This window comes from Caballeronia sp. LZ019 (assembly GCF_031450825.1).
In the GTDB taxonomy this organism is placed as follows: Bacteria; Pseudomonadota; Gammaproteobacteria; order Burkholderiales; family Burkholderiaceae; genus Caballeronia.
In genome coordinates, this window is record NZ_JARTVZ010000001.1 from 412,047 (window position 1) to 429,471 (window position 17,425).

15 protein-coding genes and 1 pseudogene are annotated in these 17,425 nt (G+C 63.5%); 8 read left to right on the forward strand and 8 right to left on the reverse strand.

Translation table 11 applies throughout. The annotated features are described in order from the left end of the window. Positions 1–29: 29 nt before the first annotated feature. From P9255_RS01785 to P9255_RS01800, 4 genes are all read right to left on the reverse strand, one after another. Complete coding sequence (locus P9255_RS01785; protein WP_309768579.1) at positions 30–1,043, reverse strand: ABC transporter substrate-binding protein; 1,014 nt, start codon at positions 1,041–1,043, stop codon at positions 30–32. Between the two features lie 145 nt (positions 1,044–1,188). Beyond that, entirely contained in the window at positions 1,189–2,571 is a 1,383-nt protein-coding gene (locus P9255_RS01790) for an NAD(P)/FAD-dependent oxidoreductase (protein WP_309789077.1), read from the reverse strand. 19 nt (positions 2,572–2,590) lie between these two features. After that, the gene (locus tag P9255_RS01795; protein ID WP_309768581.1) at positions 2,591–4,264 is read right to left on the reverse strand and encodes a thiamine pyrophosphate-dependent enzyme; all 1,674 of its coding nucleotides are present in this window, start codon (positions 4,262–4,264) and stop codon (positions 2,591–2,593) included. A gap of 43 nt (positions 4,265–4,307) precedes the next feature. After that, entirely contained in the window at positions 4,308–5,456 is a 1,149-nt protein-coding gene (locus tag P9255_RS01800) for a porin (RefSeq protein WP_309768582.1), read from the reverse strand. A 370-nt stretch (positions 5,457–5,826) separates the two neighbouring features. Between P9255_RS01800 and P9255_RS01805 the strand changes: the two genes are divergently transcribed. From P9255_RS01805 to P9255_RS01830, 6 genes and pseudogenes are all read left to right on the forward strand, one after another. Then, on the forward strand, positions 5,827–6,819 hold the full coding sequence (locus P9255_RS01805) for an ABC transporter substrate-binding protein (RefSeq protein ID WP_309768583.1): 993 nt from the start codon (positions 5,827–5,829) through the stop codon (positions 6,817–6,819). After that, entirely contained in the window at positions 6,819–7,607 is a 789-nt protein-coding gene (locus tag P9255_RS01810; RefSeq protein WP_309789078.1) for an aspartate/glutamate racemase family protein, read from the forward strand. Before P9255_RS01805 ends, P9255_RS01810 begins: the two co-directional genes overlap by 1 nt. 130 nt (positions 7,608–7,737) lie before the next feature. Continuing rightward, positions 7,738–8,091: a hypothetical protein gene (locus P9255_RS01815; protein ID WP_309768585.1), complete on the forward strand. Its 354-nt coding sequence runs from the start codon at positions 7,738–7,740 to the stop codon at positions 8,089–8,091. A gap of 20 nt (positions 8,092–8,111) precedes the next feature. Further along, positions 8,112–9,017 (forward strand): annotated as a pseudogene (locus P9255_RS01820) (LysR family transcriptional regulator). Positions 9,018–9,679: 662 nt separating this feature from the next. Continuing rightward, positions 9,680–10,144, forward strand: a complete 465-nt coding sequence (locus P9255_RS01825) for a GNAT family N-acetyltransferase (protein ID WP_309768586.1) — start codon at positions 9,680–9,682, stop codon at positions 10,142–10,144. Further along, positions 10,141–10,761, forward strand: coding sequence for an NAD(P)H-dependent oxidoreductase (locus P9255_RS01830; RefSeq protein WP_309768587.1), 621 nt, complete (start codon positions 10,141–10,143; stop codon positions 10,759–10,761). Before P9255_RS01825 ends, P9255_RS01830 begins: the two co-directional genes overlap by 4 nt. Here P9255_RS01830 and P9255_RS01835 read toward each other — a convergent pair. Continuing rightward, positions 10,758–12,224 carry a PLP-dependent aminotransferase family protein gene (locus P9255_RS01835; RefSeq protein WP_309768588.1) on the reverse strand — a complete coding sequence of 489 codons (1,467 nt, stop codon included), beginning with the start codon at positions 12,222–12,224 and terminating at the stop codon, positions 10,758–10,760. The two genes, P9255_RS01830 and P9255_RS01835, sit on opposite strands and share 4 nt — an antisense overlap. Positions 12,225–12,326: 102 nt before the next feature. Between P9255_RS01835 and P9255_RS01840 the strand changes: the two genes are divergently transcribed. Both P9255_RS01840 and P9255_RS01845 read left to right on the forward strand, forming a co-directional pair. Then, the gene (locus P9255_RS01840) at positions 12,327–13,094 is read left to right on the forward strand and encodes an NAD(P)H-binding protein (RefSeq protein ID WP_309768589.1); all 768 of its coding nucleotides are present in this window, start codon (positions 12,327–12,329) and stop codon (positions 13,092–13,094) included. Positions 13,095–13,286: 192 nt separating this feature from the next. Continuing rightward, complete coding sequence (locus P9255_RS01845; RefSeq protein ID WP_309768590.1) at positions 13,287–13,733, forward strand: carboxymuconolactone decarboxylase family protein; 447 nt, start codon at positions 13,287–13,289, stop codon at positions 13,731–13,733. A gap of 561 nt (positions 13,734–14,294) precedes the next feature. Here P9255_RS01845 and P9255_RS01850 read toward each other — a convergent pair. Genes P9255_RS01850 through P9255_RS01860 form a run of 3 tightly spaced genes read right to left on the reverse strand, consistent with a single transcriptional unit; the run spans position 14,295 to position 17,424 of the window. Further along, positions 14,295–15,794 carry an FGGY family carbohydrate kinase gene (locus tag P9255_RS01850; RefSeq protein ID WP_309768591.1) on the reverse strand — a complete coding sequence of 500 codons (1,500 nt, stop codon included), beginning with the start codon at positions 15,792–15,794 and terminating at the stop codon, positions 14,295–14,297. An 11-nt stretch (positions 15,795–15,805) separates the two neighbouring features. Beyond that, on the reverse strand, positions 15,806–16,777 hold the full coding sequence (locus P9255_RS01855) for a shikimate dehydrogenase (protein ID WP_309768592.1): 972 nt from the start codon (positions 16,775–16,777) through the stop codon (positions 15,806–15,808). Next, positions 16,774–17,424 carry a glucose-6-phosphate isomerase gene (locus P9255_RS01860; RefSeq protein ID WP_309768593.1) on the reverse strand — a complete coding sequence of 217 codons (651 nt, stop codon included), beginning with the start codon at positions 17,422–17,424 and terminating at the stop codon, positions 16,774–16,776. The genes P9255_RS01855 and P9255_RS01860 overlap by 4 nt, the downstream gene beginning before the upstream one ends. Position 17,425: the final 1 nt, after the last annotated feature.

A 17,425-nucleotide genomic window follows, 5' to 3' on the forward strand; every position in this document is an offset into this window, starting at 1 on the left:
CGTCGTTACCTTGGCCCGATTGCGTCCGTTCAGTTGATGAAGCATTTGCAGTCCTCGAAAGCGGCGGGCACCGTCAACCCCAGCGCCTGATACTGGCTCTTGCTGATCTGCGTGACGTAGTCCGATTGCGTCGGCAATACGGGCGGCAGCGCCGATGTCTTCTCGCCCTTCAGCACGCGGCCCGCGAGCTTCGCGGCATTCGCACCGACCGATTCCAGCGACACTGCATACGACGCGGTCGCCATGCCCTTCTTGATGAACTCGGTCTCCGAGCTCAGGACCGGAATCTTGAGGCGCTGCATGCTCGCGGCGACGGCGGGGATGGCCGACTGCACGAGATTGGATCCGGTGATGTACACGAAGCCCACGCCTTTCAAGAGTTGCGCGCGCTGCGTGATGTCGTTGACCGTATCGACGCTGACGGCCTTGAACGTGAGCCCCGCGCGCTCGGCCGCGGCTTCGAGCGCCTTCGTCGTCACGACGTCGTTCGCTTCGCCGGGGTTGTAGAGCGTGCCGAACGACTTCACACCGGGGAACGCCTTCTTCGCGAAGGCGAGCACGGCATCGAAATCCTGCAGGTCCGACGATCCCGTGAAGCGGTCGCCGCCCTGCTTCCAGCCCGGCACGAGGCCAGCCGCGACCGGGTCGGTCACTTCGGTGAAGACGAGCGGCGTCTTCGCATCGGGCACCGCCGAGCGCGCCACCTGCGAGACCGAAGTCGTCACCGTGAGAATAAGCGCGGGATGCTTCGCGGCGATCTGCGAGAACATCTGCGGCATCAGGGCCTGCGTGAAGTTGGCGTCGCTGTAGACGTAGCTGACGTTCTTGCCTTCGACATAGCCTTCCTTCGCCATCTGCTGCTTGAAGCCGTCGATGGTCTTTTCGAGCGACGGATGCGGCCCGAGGTTGGCAATGCCGATGACGGTCTGGTCCGCCGCGGCCGGCAGCGCGGTCACGGCGAATACGGCCGCGCAGATCGCGCCCAGTGCTGTCGACAACGTGCGGTTCGTCGAGCGTGCGCTCGTGCTGAAGCGTTCTTTCATGTTGTGTTCCGGGTATCGGGTTCGGCGCTCCGCGACGGGAGCGGACGGCGGCTCGGCGATATTTTTATCACCGTTGTTTTGCGCGACATTAAAGCGAGCGGTGCAATTGCCGTTTGGCTACAACTCGCGCCGCTTTGCCTATATTTCAGGCGGCCACGCGCGGCACGGCAGCGCGCATGCGTTCGACGAGAATCCGCGCGGCGCGCTCGCCGCTCGCGCAGGCGCCCGTCAGCAGCGCTTGCGACAGCCAGTCGCCGCAATACACGACAGGCGCCGCGCGCGCTTCCGAATAGTCATCCGCCCGTTGCTCCTGCCAGCGCCAGAACTGGTTCACGCGCGCGCCGTAGCCCGGCGAAAACACCGGCAGCTTGCGCGCTATCCACTGATTCGCAACCGCCACCACATGCCGGTCGAAGCCGGGAATGCGGGCGCGCAATTCATCGCGAATAAGGACATCGAGTTCATGTTCGACGCCGCGCTGCACGGCTTCACTGGCGGCTTCCGGCGTGAGTTGGCAGTAAATCTGCGTAAGCGGCCGGCCGTTCGCGGGCGCAGCGGGCAACTGCTGATACGTGGCGATGCGTCCGGGCAGGCCGCGCATTGCGAACTGCATCATCGGCGGCAGCGGCTTTGCAAAACCGTAATGGACGACGCCGAGCGAGTTGTAGCGCACGGCATCGAGCATCCGGCGTTCGGCTTGCGTGGGTTCATCGACGATTGCTTTTGCCAGCGACCCCTCGACCGCGCACACCGCATAGTCGGCGCGAAACAGCTCGCCGTTTTGCAGCGCGAGTTCGACGCCGTCGGCATGACGCCTGATCTTGCGCACCGGCAAGCCGGTCCGCAAATCCAGTTGCGCTGCGAGCGCGTGGCAGACGCGGCCCATGCCACCTTTCAGCGTATTCACCGTGCTCTGCCCGACCATATGCGGCATCGTCGATACATAGAACAGCGCGGACAGATCTTCCGGATTGAAGCTGCGCGTCGCCCGGAAGACCGGCTCGATCATGCGCGTAAGCACGTTCGGTCCTAGCGTCTCGCGGATATACGCGGCAAGCGTCATGTCGTCGAGGCGCGCATCGACGGCAAGCGCGCTCGTCGCCCAGTCGGGATCGACCTGCTTCTTCGCACGCAGCATCGCGATGGCGTGAGCCACGAGGCGCACGCGTTCGCCGGCGCCAAGGCCGGGCGTCGCCAGGGAGCGCGGCGACGGCATCAGTTCGATGGTGTGCTCGCCCTGCGGCGACTTGCACTGCGCGGTCAGCCGATGCAGCGGCACGAGGGCGTCGTGCATCGCGAGGTCATCGACGAGACGGTTGAACGCCTGCCCGAACGGATAGACGAGGCGCGCGCCGCTGTTGTAGACGAGATCGCCGGTGCGCCGGTCGCCCATGCGTCCGCCGACGACGCCCGCTGCATCGAACACCGTCACGCGCACGCCCGCCTGCTTCAGCCGGTAAGCGGCCGTGAGTCCCGCGATGCCCGCGCCGACCACGGCGACGTGCCTGCCGGATAGAGAGTGATTCATCGTTTGCCTTGAAGTGCCGTCAATCGACGGGCCGGGTGACAGTGGAAGGAACGCGCAATTCGATCAGCGACACGCCGCCCGATGCCCACGCCCGCTGCAACGCCGGCGCGAAGGCTTCGGTGGTATCGACCGATTCGCCGCGCGCGCCGAACGACTGCGCGAAAGCGGCGAAGTCGATGACGCCGAGCGCCGTGCCCGTCGTGCGGTCGAACAGCCGCCGCTGCGCGTTGCCGATCGCGCCGTAAGCGCGGTTGTTCACCACGATCACGAGCAGGTTCAGGCCGAGGCGCACGGCGGTTTCGAGTTCTTCGGCGTGCATCATGAAGCAGCCGTCGCCCGCGATAGCGACCACGCGCCGCGCCGGATCGAGCAACGCGGCGCCGATAGCGGCGGACAGGCCGTAGCCCATCGCTCCGCTTTTCGGGCCGAGTTGCGTGGCGGGCCGGCGATGCCGCAGATACCGCTGCGGCCACAGCGCATAGGCGCCCGCGCCGGACGCGACGAGCGCATTGCGGGGCAAGGCGGCATCGAGCGATTCAAATACCGCGCGCAGATCGAGCGGACCGGAACATCGTCCGCTTCCAACGAACGCGATGCGGTCTGCTCGCGCTGCGCGAACCCATGCGATGCGTTCATCGCCCGGAGCGGGCGCATCGGCGGCAGCGGCCCAAGCGCCGACGAAGGCGTCGGCATCGGCGGGAATCGCGAGGTCCGCGCGATACGCAGCGTTGAGCTCGCTTGCATCGGCATGAATATGCACCAGCACGTTCGCCTGGCGCGGCGGCGTCCATAGCGTGAAGCCGCTGAACGCTCCCGCGCCGACCGTGTTGAGCTCGCCGAGACGCGCATTCAACGCGATGATGCAATCGGCTTCACCGATGCGCGCCGCCAGCGCGCGATCGATACCGAGGCCTATCTCGCCCGCGAAGTTCGGATCGTCGTGATCGATCAGATCCCGTCGCCGGTACGTCGTCGCGATAGGCAAGCCGTGCGCGCGGGCGAGCGCCGTCAGCGTCTTCAGCGACGCGGCTTGCCAGCCGGTTCCCCCGACGATCAGGAGCGGCCGCCGCGCCTCGGCCAGCAGCGTCGCGAAGCGCGCGAGATCATGCGATGCGGGCGCGGCGGCGATGGCCGCCGGACGGGGCAGGTCGGCGACATCGGCCATCTCGCGCGACACGTCTTCCGGCAGCACGAGCACGACCGGCCCGCGACGGCCCGACATCGCGACATGCCACGCCCGCGCGAGCATTTCCGGAATGCGCAACGCCGATTCGATCAGCCCCACCCACTTCGTCAGCGGGCCGAACACTTGATGAAAATGCCCGACGCCGAGCATGGCCTCGCGCTCGGAGCACTGCATGTCCGCCTGACCGACGATCATCACGAGCGGCGCGCTGTCGGTATGCGCGGTGTGGATCGCGAGCGTCGTGTTCAACGCGCCCGGCGCGCGGGCCGCGAGGCACACGGCGGGCTGGCCGCTCAACTGGCCGATGGCCTGCGCTGCGTAGGCCATGCCGGCTTCGTGCCGGAAGCTCGCAAGACGGATCGCGGGCGCGCGCACGGCGAGGGCATCGACGAGTTCCAGAATGCCTTCGCCGGGAATGAACGTCACCACAGGCACGTCGAACCGGCGCAACGCGTCGGCAAAGATCGCGGCCCCGCTGCGACGCGCTGGCGAAAAGGTGTCAGGCAAGGAAGCGTCTCCGGAGAGGGTCGCGGCGGTATCGCTCATTCGATCAGAAACGGTGGAAGATGCCCGCCGTCACCGCGAGCTGGCGCTTGCTCGTCGATGCCCCGCCGCTGCTCGCATATTCGATGTTCGCGTGCTGCGCATCGCCGGCGGCGAGCTGAAAGATGGCGTCGAGATAGAGCGCGGTGCGCTTCGACAGGAAGTAGTTGTTAAACAGCGAGAACTGATGATACTTGGGAGAAAAATCCGTGGGTTGCACCTTTCCCAACGTGTACGTGTAGTCGAACGAGAGCTGATACGCCGGCGTGATGTACCGGCTCACGTTCGCCTCGATGTTGGTGTAGCCCGCGCGTCCGTTGGCGAGGCCCAGTTCGGCGACGCCGAGATCGTCGTATCGGCTATGCGTGACGACGAGACCGAAGGTCGTCTGTCCCGCTACGAACGATCCCCCCGCGCCGTAGATTTCCATGCTCGATGGCGAGACCGCGAGCGCGAGGGTCGGCGATTCGGGCGATATCGACGCGAATAGCGCCGTGTTCCACAGCCCTTCGCTCGATGCAATCGCCGGATGGTTCATGTGCATGTACGCCGCCGACAAGGTCACCGGGCCGTTTGCATAGTTCAGGCCGAAGCTGAATGCGCTCTGGTTCCCGAAGCTGCCGGCGACGCCGCCGAAGCTGTACATCGCCGCACCCTGCAAGCCGCGATAGTTCGGCGACACGTACTTCACCGCGTTGTTGGTGCGGAACTGGAAGTTGAAGTTGTTGTTGTCGCCGACGGTCGCGGCATAGCCGTTCCACATGTACGCCGCCGAATACTGCGCGAGCCAGTCCTGCGTCACGTCGTATTGGCGGCCGAAAGTGATCGTGCCGTAGTCTTTCGATTGCAGACCCACGAAAGCCTGACGGCCGAACTCGCGGCCACCCTGTGCCGATCTTCCCGAGTTCGGATCAAAACCTCCTTCGAGCTGGAACACTGTGCTCAAGCCCCCGCCCAGATTTTCGACGCCGCGCATGCCCCAGCGGCTTGGACCATTGGCCGTCGACAGCGACGCTCCGGCGAGCGAATTGTTCGTGTAGATGAGGCCTTCCATCAGCACGCCGTACAGCGTGACGCTGTTGTCGGCGGGCGAAGTTTGCGCGTGTGCGGCGGTGGCCGCTGCAAGCAGCAGCACGGTAGAGCAAATTCGTTTCATGTTCTTGTCTCGTTCAGGCGGCGTTGAGCGTCGTGAGGTCGGGGCGTTGCAAGCAGCGCTAGTGCATGGCTGGATGCCACGCCACGCAGACTAAAAACCGCCGCTCGAACCGGCAATCCGATAAAAAAACTTAGAACCGAAATCCTCCATTTGAGGCTCGCTTGACTCACGCTTGCCCTCGACGCTTCATCGAACGTGCGTGAAATCCCCCATACGCACGCTTCGTACGTGCATCTTCCGTGCGATGCGCCGGGCAATGCGAGGACACGCGGCCAATTACATAGGCAATCGGGTTTGTTTATTTTGTCGGCTCGCTCATGCGGGCCTTCGTTCGCACAATCGCAAGCAGCCAACTCTTCGGGCATCCAGCATGCGTTCTCTTTCTGACTTGACGGGCAAGCTGTGCGGACTCGCGCTCTCGGTGGCATTGCTGCACACGGGTAGTGCCTGCGCACAGGCGCGCACCGTGATCGGCATTGCGAACTTCGGACCGCACCCCGCGCTTTCGCGCACCATCGCCGGATTCAAGGACGAAATGGCGAAGCAAGGCTATATCGAAGGCAGCAACACCGAATACGTCTATAGCGATGCGAACTTCACGCCGGGCCTCGTGCCGCAGTCGCTCGCGCAGATCGTCGCGAAACATCCCGCTGTGATCCTCACGGTGACGACGCCGGTTGCGCAGGCATCGGTGCGCAATGTGCCGGACCGCTCGATCCCGCTCATTTTCGCGCAGGTGACAAATCCGGTCGCCGCCGGTCTCGTGCCGGACTGGGCGCATGGCAGCGATCGCATCGTCGGCACGGCGACGGTCACCGATTACGATGCCGTGCTCGCCTTCGCGAAACGCGTGTTTCCCGACGCGACATCGTTCGGGGTACTGTACAACGCGGGCGAAGTGAACGACGTGGAAGCGGTGGCGAGTCTCAAGGCTGCCGCTGCGCGCGCGAAGCTGACCATGATCGCGACATCGGTCGATGCGACCATCGACGTGCCGCAGCGCGCCGCCGCCATGAAGGGCGTCGGCTTTTTCTACGCGATCGGATCGAACCTCGTGCAATCGGCGCTGCCCGCGCTTGCGTCAGTGACTGATCGCATGAAGGCGCCGATTTTGAGCGCGGAGCACGAACTCATCAAGAAGGGCAATCTCGTTGCGGTGGCGTATGCGCCGTCCTACGAATCGCAAGGCGCGCACGCTGCCGATCTCGCAGTGCAGATGCTGCATGGCGCGAAGCCGTCCGCGCTGGCGGTCTATCGGCCACAGGCTCAGGACTATGTCGCGATCATCAATCGGGCGAAGATGGCGGCGCTTGGTCTTCCGATCGCGCCCTCACTTGCCGATTGCAAATGCTTCATTAACTGATGAAGCCGGCGCGCACACGCACCGTGCATGGCGTGAGCATCGGCATCCTGATGCTCGATACCGGCTTCGCGCGCTTGCCCGGCGATATCGGCCATGGCGCAACGTGGCGCTTTCCCGTCCAATACGCGCTTATGGAAGGCGTGACCGGCCCGATGGTGATGGCGGCCGCCGCGGGCGACCGGCGCGCGGCGGCCCCCCTCATCGACCGTTTCGTCGATGCCGCCAACCGACTCGCGCGTCTTGGCGTCGATGGCGTTGCGACCAGCTGCGGTTTTCTTGCCGCGTTCCAGGAGGACATTGCGGCACGCTGCGTGGTGCCCGTCGCTACATCGAGCCTGCTGCAGATTGCGCTCGCGGCGAGCGTGCTGCCGGGCAATCAGCGTGTGGGCGTGCTGACCGCGAAGTCGTCGGCATTGACGGCGTCGCACCTCGTCGCCGCGCACGCCGACCCGACGACGCCCGTCGTCGGCTTGCCCGAAACTTCACGCTTCTTTGAAAACCAGATGAATGATGCGGCGCACGTGAGCTTCGATGAACAGGCGCAGGACGTGCTCGATTGCGCAGCCCGATTGCTTCAGCAGCATCCTGAAGTGGGCGCGATCGTCAGCGAGTGCGCCAACTTCGCGCCCTATTCGGCATTGATCGCTGAGCGTTTTGGCGTGCCAGTATTTGATATCGCCAGCCTGATCGACTGGTTTCATGCGGGACTGCGGCCACGTGAGTTCGGACGGCCAACCGCTATCCGCAGTGATTCGCCGATGCAGGCCAGCGGCTTTGATGAGCAATAACCGACACCATCACGCTTATCTGACCAGACCTCGTTGAAGGTCGCGCCTGAAGGGCAGGCTTCGCGCACCACCAAATTCAGCATTCCGATTCTCGCGAACAGGCGCGCAGTGGAGACGATGTACAACCGCTATGGTTGATCTCTCCGTGCACATCTTCTCGGACGACACCGTTTGGTGTGTGGATCAGGGTTCACTGAACGCCACAGCCTTCCCGTACGTCAATAAGACGCTCGACCGAGGCGCTCAAAAGCTGGTCCGGCTCGATCCCGACTCCGGACGCGTGCTCGATGTCCTGCGCTTCGACGACGCCATCCTGCCCATCGGCGCTCAACTGAACGATCTGCGTTTTCACGGTTCGACGATGTATCTGACCGACTCGGGCCTGGGCGGACTGATCGTGCACGACCTGTCGAACGGCAAGACCCTCCGGAGGCTCTCTGCAGATCTATACGTGTCTTCCCTGTACTATCCGTCAAATTCATAAATAATATGGACGGTATAAACGTGGCGGATTTCAATAAGGTCGACCTTAACTTGCTTCGCGTGTTTCAAGCGGTTCTCGAAGAGCGGAGCCTGACTCATGCAGGCAAGCGCTTGGGCCTCTCGTAGCCGGCCACGAGCTACGCATTGGGACGGCTTCGCGCAATGTTTGATGACCCGTTATTCGTGCGCACGCCGGAAGGCATGTTGCCGACCTCCGTAGCACAGCGGCTGAAGGATCCAATTGGCCGGGCCCTTGCGGCTGCAAGGGAGGCGTTGCGTCACGGTGAACCGTTCGATCCTGCGACCAGTACGCGCGAATTCCGCGTGTCGATGTCGGATGTTGGAGAGCAGGCTTTCCTTCCATCCATTTGCGAAAAACTTCAACAGGTCGCGCCGCGCGTTCGGATCGCAGCCGAAGCAGTTCCTGTCACTGAAGTTGAAGAACGCATGCGGCTCGGGCAGCTCGATTTCGCCATCGGGAACCTGCCATCGCTGAAGACGACAACGGAGCACGCGCTGCTGTTCAAAGATGAGTACGCTTGCATGACCCGCAAGCGGCCCGGCATGCCGGCCAGGCGACTTACTGCGCAACAGTTCCAGCAAATGTCTCACGTCGCAGTCGCATCGTTGGATCGGAGTCACGTGTTGATCGAGGAGTCTTTGCGGCTCGGCGGACTGTATCGCCGCATTGCGCTGCGCGTGTCCCACTTCAACGTAACGCCGGAGATACTCTTGCGCACCGACTGGATGGTAACCCTGCCTCGCGGCGTCGCCGACATCTTCAACGACGCGAATCAATTCGCGGTGTACCCGCCGCCCATTGACCTGCCGCATTTTGAATCGACGATTCACTGGCATGAGCTCTACGGGTCGGACGAAGGCAACCAATGGTTCCGCAAGCTGTTATTGGAGACTTTGCGACGATGAGCCAGCGGGTGTTGATTTGCGCCCGGAACCGACCGTGACTCTTAGTGGGAATAGGTTAGTTTTTTCGCCCCTATCTATCGACCGCAACGGCAACCGGCGTTGGAATGTTGGCGGCGATCTCCGTCGCCGTCGCGACGCCGTTCTCCAATGGCGCAAAGCAGAGGTCGCCGGTCCTCTTTGTATTCTCGGTCCGAGCGTCCCGGTTAGCGACCTGTTCAATTTCGTTCATCTGCGCCTCTCGGCCACCCAGGCTCGATTCATCTTTCTGTGCCGGTGACCCAACGGCCGCAAACGGACGTGCAACAGTCGTTCGGGCGACTGCTAGGCGGGCATGACGAGCGTCTGCAACTGGCCGGACTGCGCCAGCTCAATGCGATGGATCGCGCTACACACACCATCGTGCAGTTTGGGTGAGCCGTCGCCATCGGCGCACCCTGGATGCCCCGTCCACCGCTCGGACGAGGGATGCGAACAGGTGATTCTCTCTGACCTCGCAACGAGGGGCCGGCCGCGTTGAAGTTTTCATTGACCACCCGGTAGTCGTCGCAATAGACAACGCATTACCAGTCGATCCGATGGACTAGTCCGTGACACGATTTTTGGCCCTTATGACTAAGTCATCGCTCCGATATCGTGTGTGTCATGAACTGTGGAGAACGCCAATGAACATACCGCCCGAATTCCAGCATCTTGATTCGCCCGACGAATGGGCCGAAGCCTTTCCAATCATGCAGGAACTGCGTCCGCATCTGCGAGACGCCACCTGCTTCGCTGCACAGGTCCGGCGTCAGCATGAAGAACACTATCGCCTGTTGGCCGCTCGCGACGCATCGGGCGCCATCCTCGGCCTCGCCGGCTATCGTCTGCAGATGAATACGCTGTACGGTCGTTTCCTCTATGTCGACGACCTCATTGTTACCGCGCGGCAGCAACGCAGCGGCATCGGTGCGGGGCTGCTCGACCAGGTCCGCGACATCGCGCATCGTTCTGATTGCGCGCATCTCGTACTCGATACCGGCCTGCACATGCCGTTCGCGCAGCGCTTTTACTTCCGCAACGGCCTGCTTGCAAAAGGCATGCATTTCGTCGAGTCGCTTCAGCCGATCCACAAGGAGGCCGCGCAATGAAGGTGCTGTTCATTAATGCCAGCCCGCATCGCGAAGCCAGCCACGGCTATCAGCTTGCGCTCGACATGATCAGGAAGCTCGGCGCACGCGCGCAAAGCCACATGGTTAGCCGGGACCTTGCCGCATATCCTTTGCCGCCGCTCACCAGCGACTACGCGCGCGCCATCACGTCGCGCGAGCCGGATGAGCGCCATTTCGAACTTTCCGAACAACTGATCCGCGAGATCGAAACCACGGACGTGCTCATCATCAACACGCCGATGCACAACTTCACGGTGCCCGCCGCGCTCAAGCTGTGGATCGATTACGTGTTGCGCATTCATCGCACCTTCGCCAGCACGCCGGAAGGAAAGGTGGGACTGTTGCGCGATCGGCCGGCATTCGTCATCGTCGGCTCGGGTGGTCATCACAGCGGCGAGCATGCGTTACAGCGCGATTTCCTCTCGCCGTATCTGCGTTATGCGCTCGGTTGCATCGGCGTAACGAATGTGCATTTTCTGCTGCTGCAAGGTCTCGTGCGCGGCGAGGCAGCCGTGACCGAAGCAATGAAGGCGGCGCGCGAAGCGCTCGCGCAACACGATCTCTTCAACACTCAGAACGCCACCGTGACGCTCTAGCCGTCATACGCGCGCCGCAACTGGCGCACGAGCCGCGTCGCTTCGGCTTCGTCCGCAACGTTCGCGAAGCCGAGCACCACGCCGCGCAAGGTGCGCTTCGTGCGCGCGCCGATATGCCACGACGACAGCGCGCTCACCGCCAGCCCGGCTTCCTGCGCACGCGCGGCAATGGCGAGATCGTCGACGGGGACGCCGCTGACGTTGTTGAACAGCATCACGAGATGCATGCCGCCCGACGGCCGCTCGATGCGTACCTTCTCCCCGAACGCTTTTTCCAATGCCCGGGCGCAGACCTCGCGGCGCTCCGCGTAGAGCGCGCGCATGCGCTTCAGATGCCGCGCAAAATGCCCTTGTGCGATGAAGTCCGCGACGGCCGCCTGCAACAGGTAAGGCGGTCCGGCGTTCATGCTCGTCGTGAGTTGCGCGAAGCGTGCAATGGCCCGCTCGGGAACGACCACATAAGACAGCCGCAGCCCGGGAAACAAGACCTTGCTGAAGGTGCCGCAGTAGATCACGCGGTCGTCGACATCGAGGCTCTTCAGCGCGGGCAGCGGTCGCCCGGCGTAACGAAACTCACTGTCATAGTCGTCCTCGACGATCCAGCTTCCCGTGCGTCCCGCCCAGTCGAGCAGCTTCATGCGCCGCGCCAGCGAAAGCGTCGCGCCGAGCGGACTTTGATGCGACGGCGTCACGATGGCGAAGCGCGCGTGCGGCGCGTGCGCCTGCCCGGCATCGACGTCGATCCCGTCGTGATCTACCGGCACCGGCGCGAGCTTCAGCCCCGCCTGATTGAGAAAGTCGCGCGCCAGAAAATAGCCCGGCTCTTCGAACCAGGCGCTGTCGTTCGGTTTCGCAAGACTGCGCAGAATGAGTTCAAGCGACGCGCGATAACCGCTCGTCACGAACACCTGTTCTGGCTCGCACTCGACACCACGCGACAGGCCCAGATAAGTCGCAACGCGTTCGCGAAGCGGCCCGAAGCCGGCGGGGTCGGGATAAGTGAGCGAGGCTAAATCTACGCTGCGCGCCCGATGCGCGATGATGCGGCTCCACACTTTGCGCGGAAAAGCATCCAGCGCGGGCAATCCGGGACGCAGCGGGCGGGCTTCATGGCCGAGTCCTATTGCCGGTGCCGGTTTCGCGCGCGGCACATCTGCGCATTCTCGTACCCGAGGCGCTGCCGAGTTCACAACCGATGCCGGCAGCGACGACGACACAAAAGTGCCCGCCGCGCCGCGCATCTGGAGATAGCCCTCGTCGACGAGTATGTCGTAGGCCGTTTCCACCGTGCCGCGCGCCGTGTTGAGCTGCGTGGCAAGCGCGCGCAGTGCGGGAACGCGGTCGCCGGGCTTGAGGTGTCTCGCCCCGATCGCGGCCTTGAAGCGCTCGCAGATCTGCAAATAGATCGGCAGTGTCTGGCGCCGGTCGATATCGATCTTCAGTGCGTGTTGCGGATTCCGCATGCGTGATCCTTGGACTAGTCAGATCGACGATTCTTGTCCCTTCTAACCAAGACATGATTCTCACACAATGATTTCACTTTCACCAATTGAACGAGGTGTGTCATGAAGATCGTCGTCATCGGAGGGACCGGGCTGATCGGTGCGAAGGCTGTGGCCTTGTTGCGCGAGAAGGGACATGAGGCGGTCGCCGCATCGCCGAGCACGGGCGTCAACGCGATCACCGGCGCGGGCCTGGACGACGCACTGCGCGGCGCGCATGCCGTGATCGACGTGACCAATCCGCCGACGTACGAAGGCGATGCCGTTACGTGTTTCTTCCGCGAGGCGACGCGCAATCTCCTTGAGGCCGAGCGCAAAGCGGGCGTGCAGCACCATGTGGCGCTGTCGATCGTCGGCGTGGATCGGATGGAGGGCAATGCATACTTCGCGGCGAAGTGCGTGCAGGAACGGCTGATTGCGGCATCGCCCGTGCCTTATTCGATCGTGCGTGCCACGCAGTTCATGGAGTTTCTCGGCACCATCGCCGATCTGAGCACCGCCGAGGGCAATGTGCGTCTTTCAGCGCATCAGTTCCAGCCCATCGCCGCCGACGATGTCGCGGCCATCATCGTGGAGATCGCCCTGGGCGTGCCGCTCGACGGCATCGTGGATATCGCCGGTCCCGAGCGCGGCGCAATGCATGCGTTCATCGGCACCTATCTGCGCGCTACGCGTGACGCGCGCAGGGTGGTCGCCGACGACAACGCAACCTACTTCGGCGGCTCGATGGCCGAAAATTCGCTCGTGCCGACAGGCCAGATGCGGCAGGGCCGCATGAGTCTCGGCGACTGGCTGGATCGCACACGTCTGACGAATACGGCAACGGCCTGATGCGTCACTGACGTTCACGACTTGATTTGAAACGTGCGCGACCATGCGGCGCTGTCGGACGGCTTCGCCAGCAGGAAAACTCCGCTCAGCATCGCCGGCGTAACGTCACAAGCCGTGCGCAAAGGTGAAGTAACCGACCTGCGCCTGTAAGCGCAGGAGACATTTTCAACGGACAAAAGGTAAAGGACGAAGATGACCCGCTTGAACTGGCACGAGATCGCCCCGGACGGCGCAAAGGCGCTTCTGGGTGTCCATCACTATGTGACGAGAAGCACCAACCTGCCCGAGGAGCTTATTCATCTTGTGTTCCTCCGCGTTTCCCAGATCAATGGATGCGCTCATTGCATCGACAAGCATAGTCGTGATCTCAGAAAGACGATGTCCATCGACAAGATCGCGCTGGTACCGGTGTGGGACGAGGTCTCGCACCTGTTCTCCGATCAGGAGCGCGCAGCTCTCGCCTGGGCCAAAGAGGTGACGCGCGTCAGCGAAACGCACGCTTCGGATGAAGCCTATGCAGCGGCCTCAGCGGCATTCGCGCCGAAGGATCTCGTCGACCTCACGATAACGATTGCCGCGATGAACGCTTTTAACCGTCTCGGTGCGCCATTCCGACTCCCGGTCGCTGCCAAGGCTTGAGCTCATTGCGGCGTCTGACGGCGCGTGTCGGACAAGATCCGTGCAATGTCTTTACGCGAACGGAGATATTTCAATGCTTCGCCTGCTACTAAAGATGCATCTGTTCGACTCTAGTTGGTGTGGAAGGGCCTTGCAGATCCGGGATGTAAAAGTGAGGCTTGCGTTTTTGTAATTCAAAGCGAGGTCTACGACGCCGAAGTCGATCGAACCCAGATGACGGGTATCGCCCGGGAACGGTCAAAGAAACAACGGATGACGACGGGCCGAAGAGGGTCGGGAGTTCACATTGGCGGACGGCGTGACCGGTCATTCGAGACAGGCTGACGTGCGAACGGCCGGAAAGCGGCGGTCAGCCGCCTGAACAAAGCCGATGCTCGAATGACCGCAACGGTCGATAACCACCCCTTCACGCATGACAATCACTCGCCCGGCGCCCTACGTCTGGACAACGCTTACCGCTGCCGCGATCCCCTCCCCGTTGAAGCAAGCCGTGCCCCGACAAGCCCCCCTAACCGGCTATCCCCCGCCCCCGCCACACACCCTCACCGATCCCCCGTCCACCTACTCCACCCCCAACCCATCCAACTCGTCATAAATCTCCTGCGCCCCCGCATAAACCCGCTCGAAGATCGGCATCATGCGATCGTACCTGTCGCTCGCGCACTCGTCCGGCTGCACTTCACCGTCGAACCTGACGAACGCGCTGACCGCATCCGAAAGCCGCGCAAACTGCCCATATGCAGTGGCCGCGAGGACAGCGCAGCCCAACACGCCGCACTCCACTTCGGCAGGAACGAGAATCGGCGTGCGATACATGCTTGCCTTGATCGCGAGCCACAGCGCCGCCCTCGCCCCGCCGCTCGCCGCCACGATCCGCTCGATCCCGCCGCCTTCCGGCCGAAGCAGCGCAATCTGACGCCGCACCGCAAAAGCCACGCCCTCCAGCACAGCGCGATGCAGATGCCCCAGCCCATGCTTCGCCGTGATGCCGAAAAACTGCGCGCGCGAATTGGCGTGGTCGCCAAGACGCTCGCCCGTCAGGTACGGCAGAAAGAAGAGGCCATCGGAACCGACGGGCGCGCTCGCCGCCTTCTCCGTGATGACATCGTAGGACAAGGCATTCTCATGAAATGCGCGCCTCGCCCAGCGCATCGCATCGCCGCCGGAATCGAGCAGCATGAAGCGGCCCCACGAGCCGTCGCATGTGACGAGATTGGAGACATCGGGATGCAGCATCGGCGTATCGGCGATCACCGTGATGATCGACGACGTCCCCGTGATATCCGACGCCAGCCCCGGCGCATGAACGCCCGAGCCGAGCACCGATACCGGATAATCCGCGCCGCCGACGAGCACCGGCGTACCCTCGCGCAAGCCGGTCTCCCTCGCCGCACCCTGCGTCACGCCGCCCAGTATTTCGTTCGGCGCGCGAATCGGCGCGAGCTTCGAGACATCGAGGCCGAACGCGTCGAATAGCGGCCGGGACCACGTGCGGGTCGATGCATCCATCAGAAAGCTGGTCGATGCATCGCTCCAGTCGCATGCACGCTCGCCCGTCAGCCGGAAGTTCACGTAGTCCTTCGGCATGAACACGGTCGCCGCGCGCTCGAATGCGACCGGATCGTTCGCCCTGATCCACTGCAGCTTGAACGCGGGCCACGCAGGCGTCGCGGGATTCGCGGTCTGCCTCGCATGCGACGCGTAATCGGCCCGCGCGCGAAACGCCGCCACTTCGGCGCTCGTGCGCTTGTCGTTCCAGAGCGGCGCGGTGTCGCGCGTCAGGTTTCCATCCGCATCGATCAGAACCGTGCCGTGCATCTGGCCGCACGCGCACACGGCAACCACGCGCGCCGCCGCGCCCGGAACGCTCGCGAGCACTTCGCGGATGGAACGCGCCGCGCCCGACCACCAGTCGGCGGGACGCTGCTCCGACCAGCCATAACGCGGCACGATCTGTTCATGCTCGTGCGCGGCAATGCCCCTCACGACGCCGCGCGCATCCACGAGCGCGGCACGCACGCTGCCCGTGCCGACATCGATCGCCAGGTAGAAGCTGTCCATCGGCCACCGCGTCAGGCGGCGCCTGCGCGCGGCGCGGGCTTGCCGGCATCGGCGGCAATGCGGCAGAGCGCCTCGAAAGCCGGTCCGCGCGTCGGAATATCGACGTGAAAAACTTCCGCCATCACGCGCGTCCAGCCATAAATGAAGTAAGTCCAGCCGTCCTCGACCTGCAAGCGCTTCCGATCCTGCTGTGTCCGCGCCTGATCCAGAAACACCAGTTCGCCGCGATAGTTGAGCTCCCATACGATCGCGCGTTCGGGAAACACGGCCGCCTGCGTGAGCGGCGAGCCGGGCGCGTCCTTGCCGAGTCCCGTCGCGTTGATGACGAGCGCGCCCGGCGAAAGGCGCGTCATCACGCGATCGTTGTCCCCGGATTGCGAGACGAGTATGTACTCGCATGGCACGCCGAGGTCCAGCTCACGATGAATGCGCTCGATCTCTTCCAACCGCTCGCGCGACGGGTCCGACACGATCACGCTCGCAGGCCGGTCCGCGCCGCGATCCTTCTGCATCAGATGCCACGTGATCGCAATGGCCGATCCGCCCGCGCCCATCACGAACACTTCGGCAGCCGACGCGGAAAAGTGCTGCGCGGGCAGGAAACCATCGAGCGCGAAGCCCGCCGTGATCGGGTCCTTCGCGTGGCAGACGAACCTGCCATCGCGCTTCGACAGGCAACTGGTTTCGCCCATCGTCCGCGCGTATTCGTCGATGTCATCGAAAAGGTCGTGGCACGCGGCGTAGAGATCGATCTTGTGCGTCGTGACCAGCGCGCCGAGAGAAAGCGGATCGTCGCGCAGGAAGCGCACCGCCTCGCGATACTTCGCGGCATCCGCATGCGGCGCGAAGTCCATGCCCTTTATCTCGACGTCGCCCAGACCGAGATGCCTGGCCCACTCGGGAAACACACGCATGATCGAACTTTGCGCGGTCGTCACGCCGATGAACCAGAACGTGGGCTTGCCTGCCGCTTCGTAGGTCATCGTGCGCGCTCCGTCCGTGCCAGCAGTTCGGCGATTTGCGCCTCATCGCGCGCCACGTACGCCGGATTCGTCTCGCTGCGATAGCCGCCGTCGCCATCGTCGACAATGCGCAGCTTCATGCCGTTGGCGCGCTCGATGATCGCGTAATCCTGCCCGGCATCCGCGGGATAGCAGAACAGCATCACGAAGTCATCGGCGCCCAGATTGACTGACCGGTGAATCCATCGAGGCGGCACGTAGCACACCGTATGCGCCGCGATGTCGACGATGCGCGTATCGCCATCGGGCGATTCCATCAGCATGAGCCCGCGCCCCTTGAGCCCGAAGTACAGCTCGGGCCTGTCGATGTTCGCGTGAATGTGCCCGCGCGTCATGAAGAACTCGTCGCCCACTTTGCCGGGGGTCATGCGCGTGACACCCGTGATCAGATCGCCGGGCGCATCGCTCGGGCGATGATCCGTCACGTCGTACACGATGTCATCGCCGTGCGTTGCAACGAGCGCGGCGAAGGCTTCGGCATCGGCGTACAGGCCCTGGAGGTCCTTCAGGCGCTTCTGATAGCGCGTGCCCGTGCCTTCCATCAAGCCGCTCGACAGATCGACGTTGAACGCGCGCGGCTCGGGCCAGTTCGAAACGGATGGCTTCATC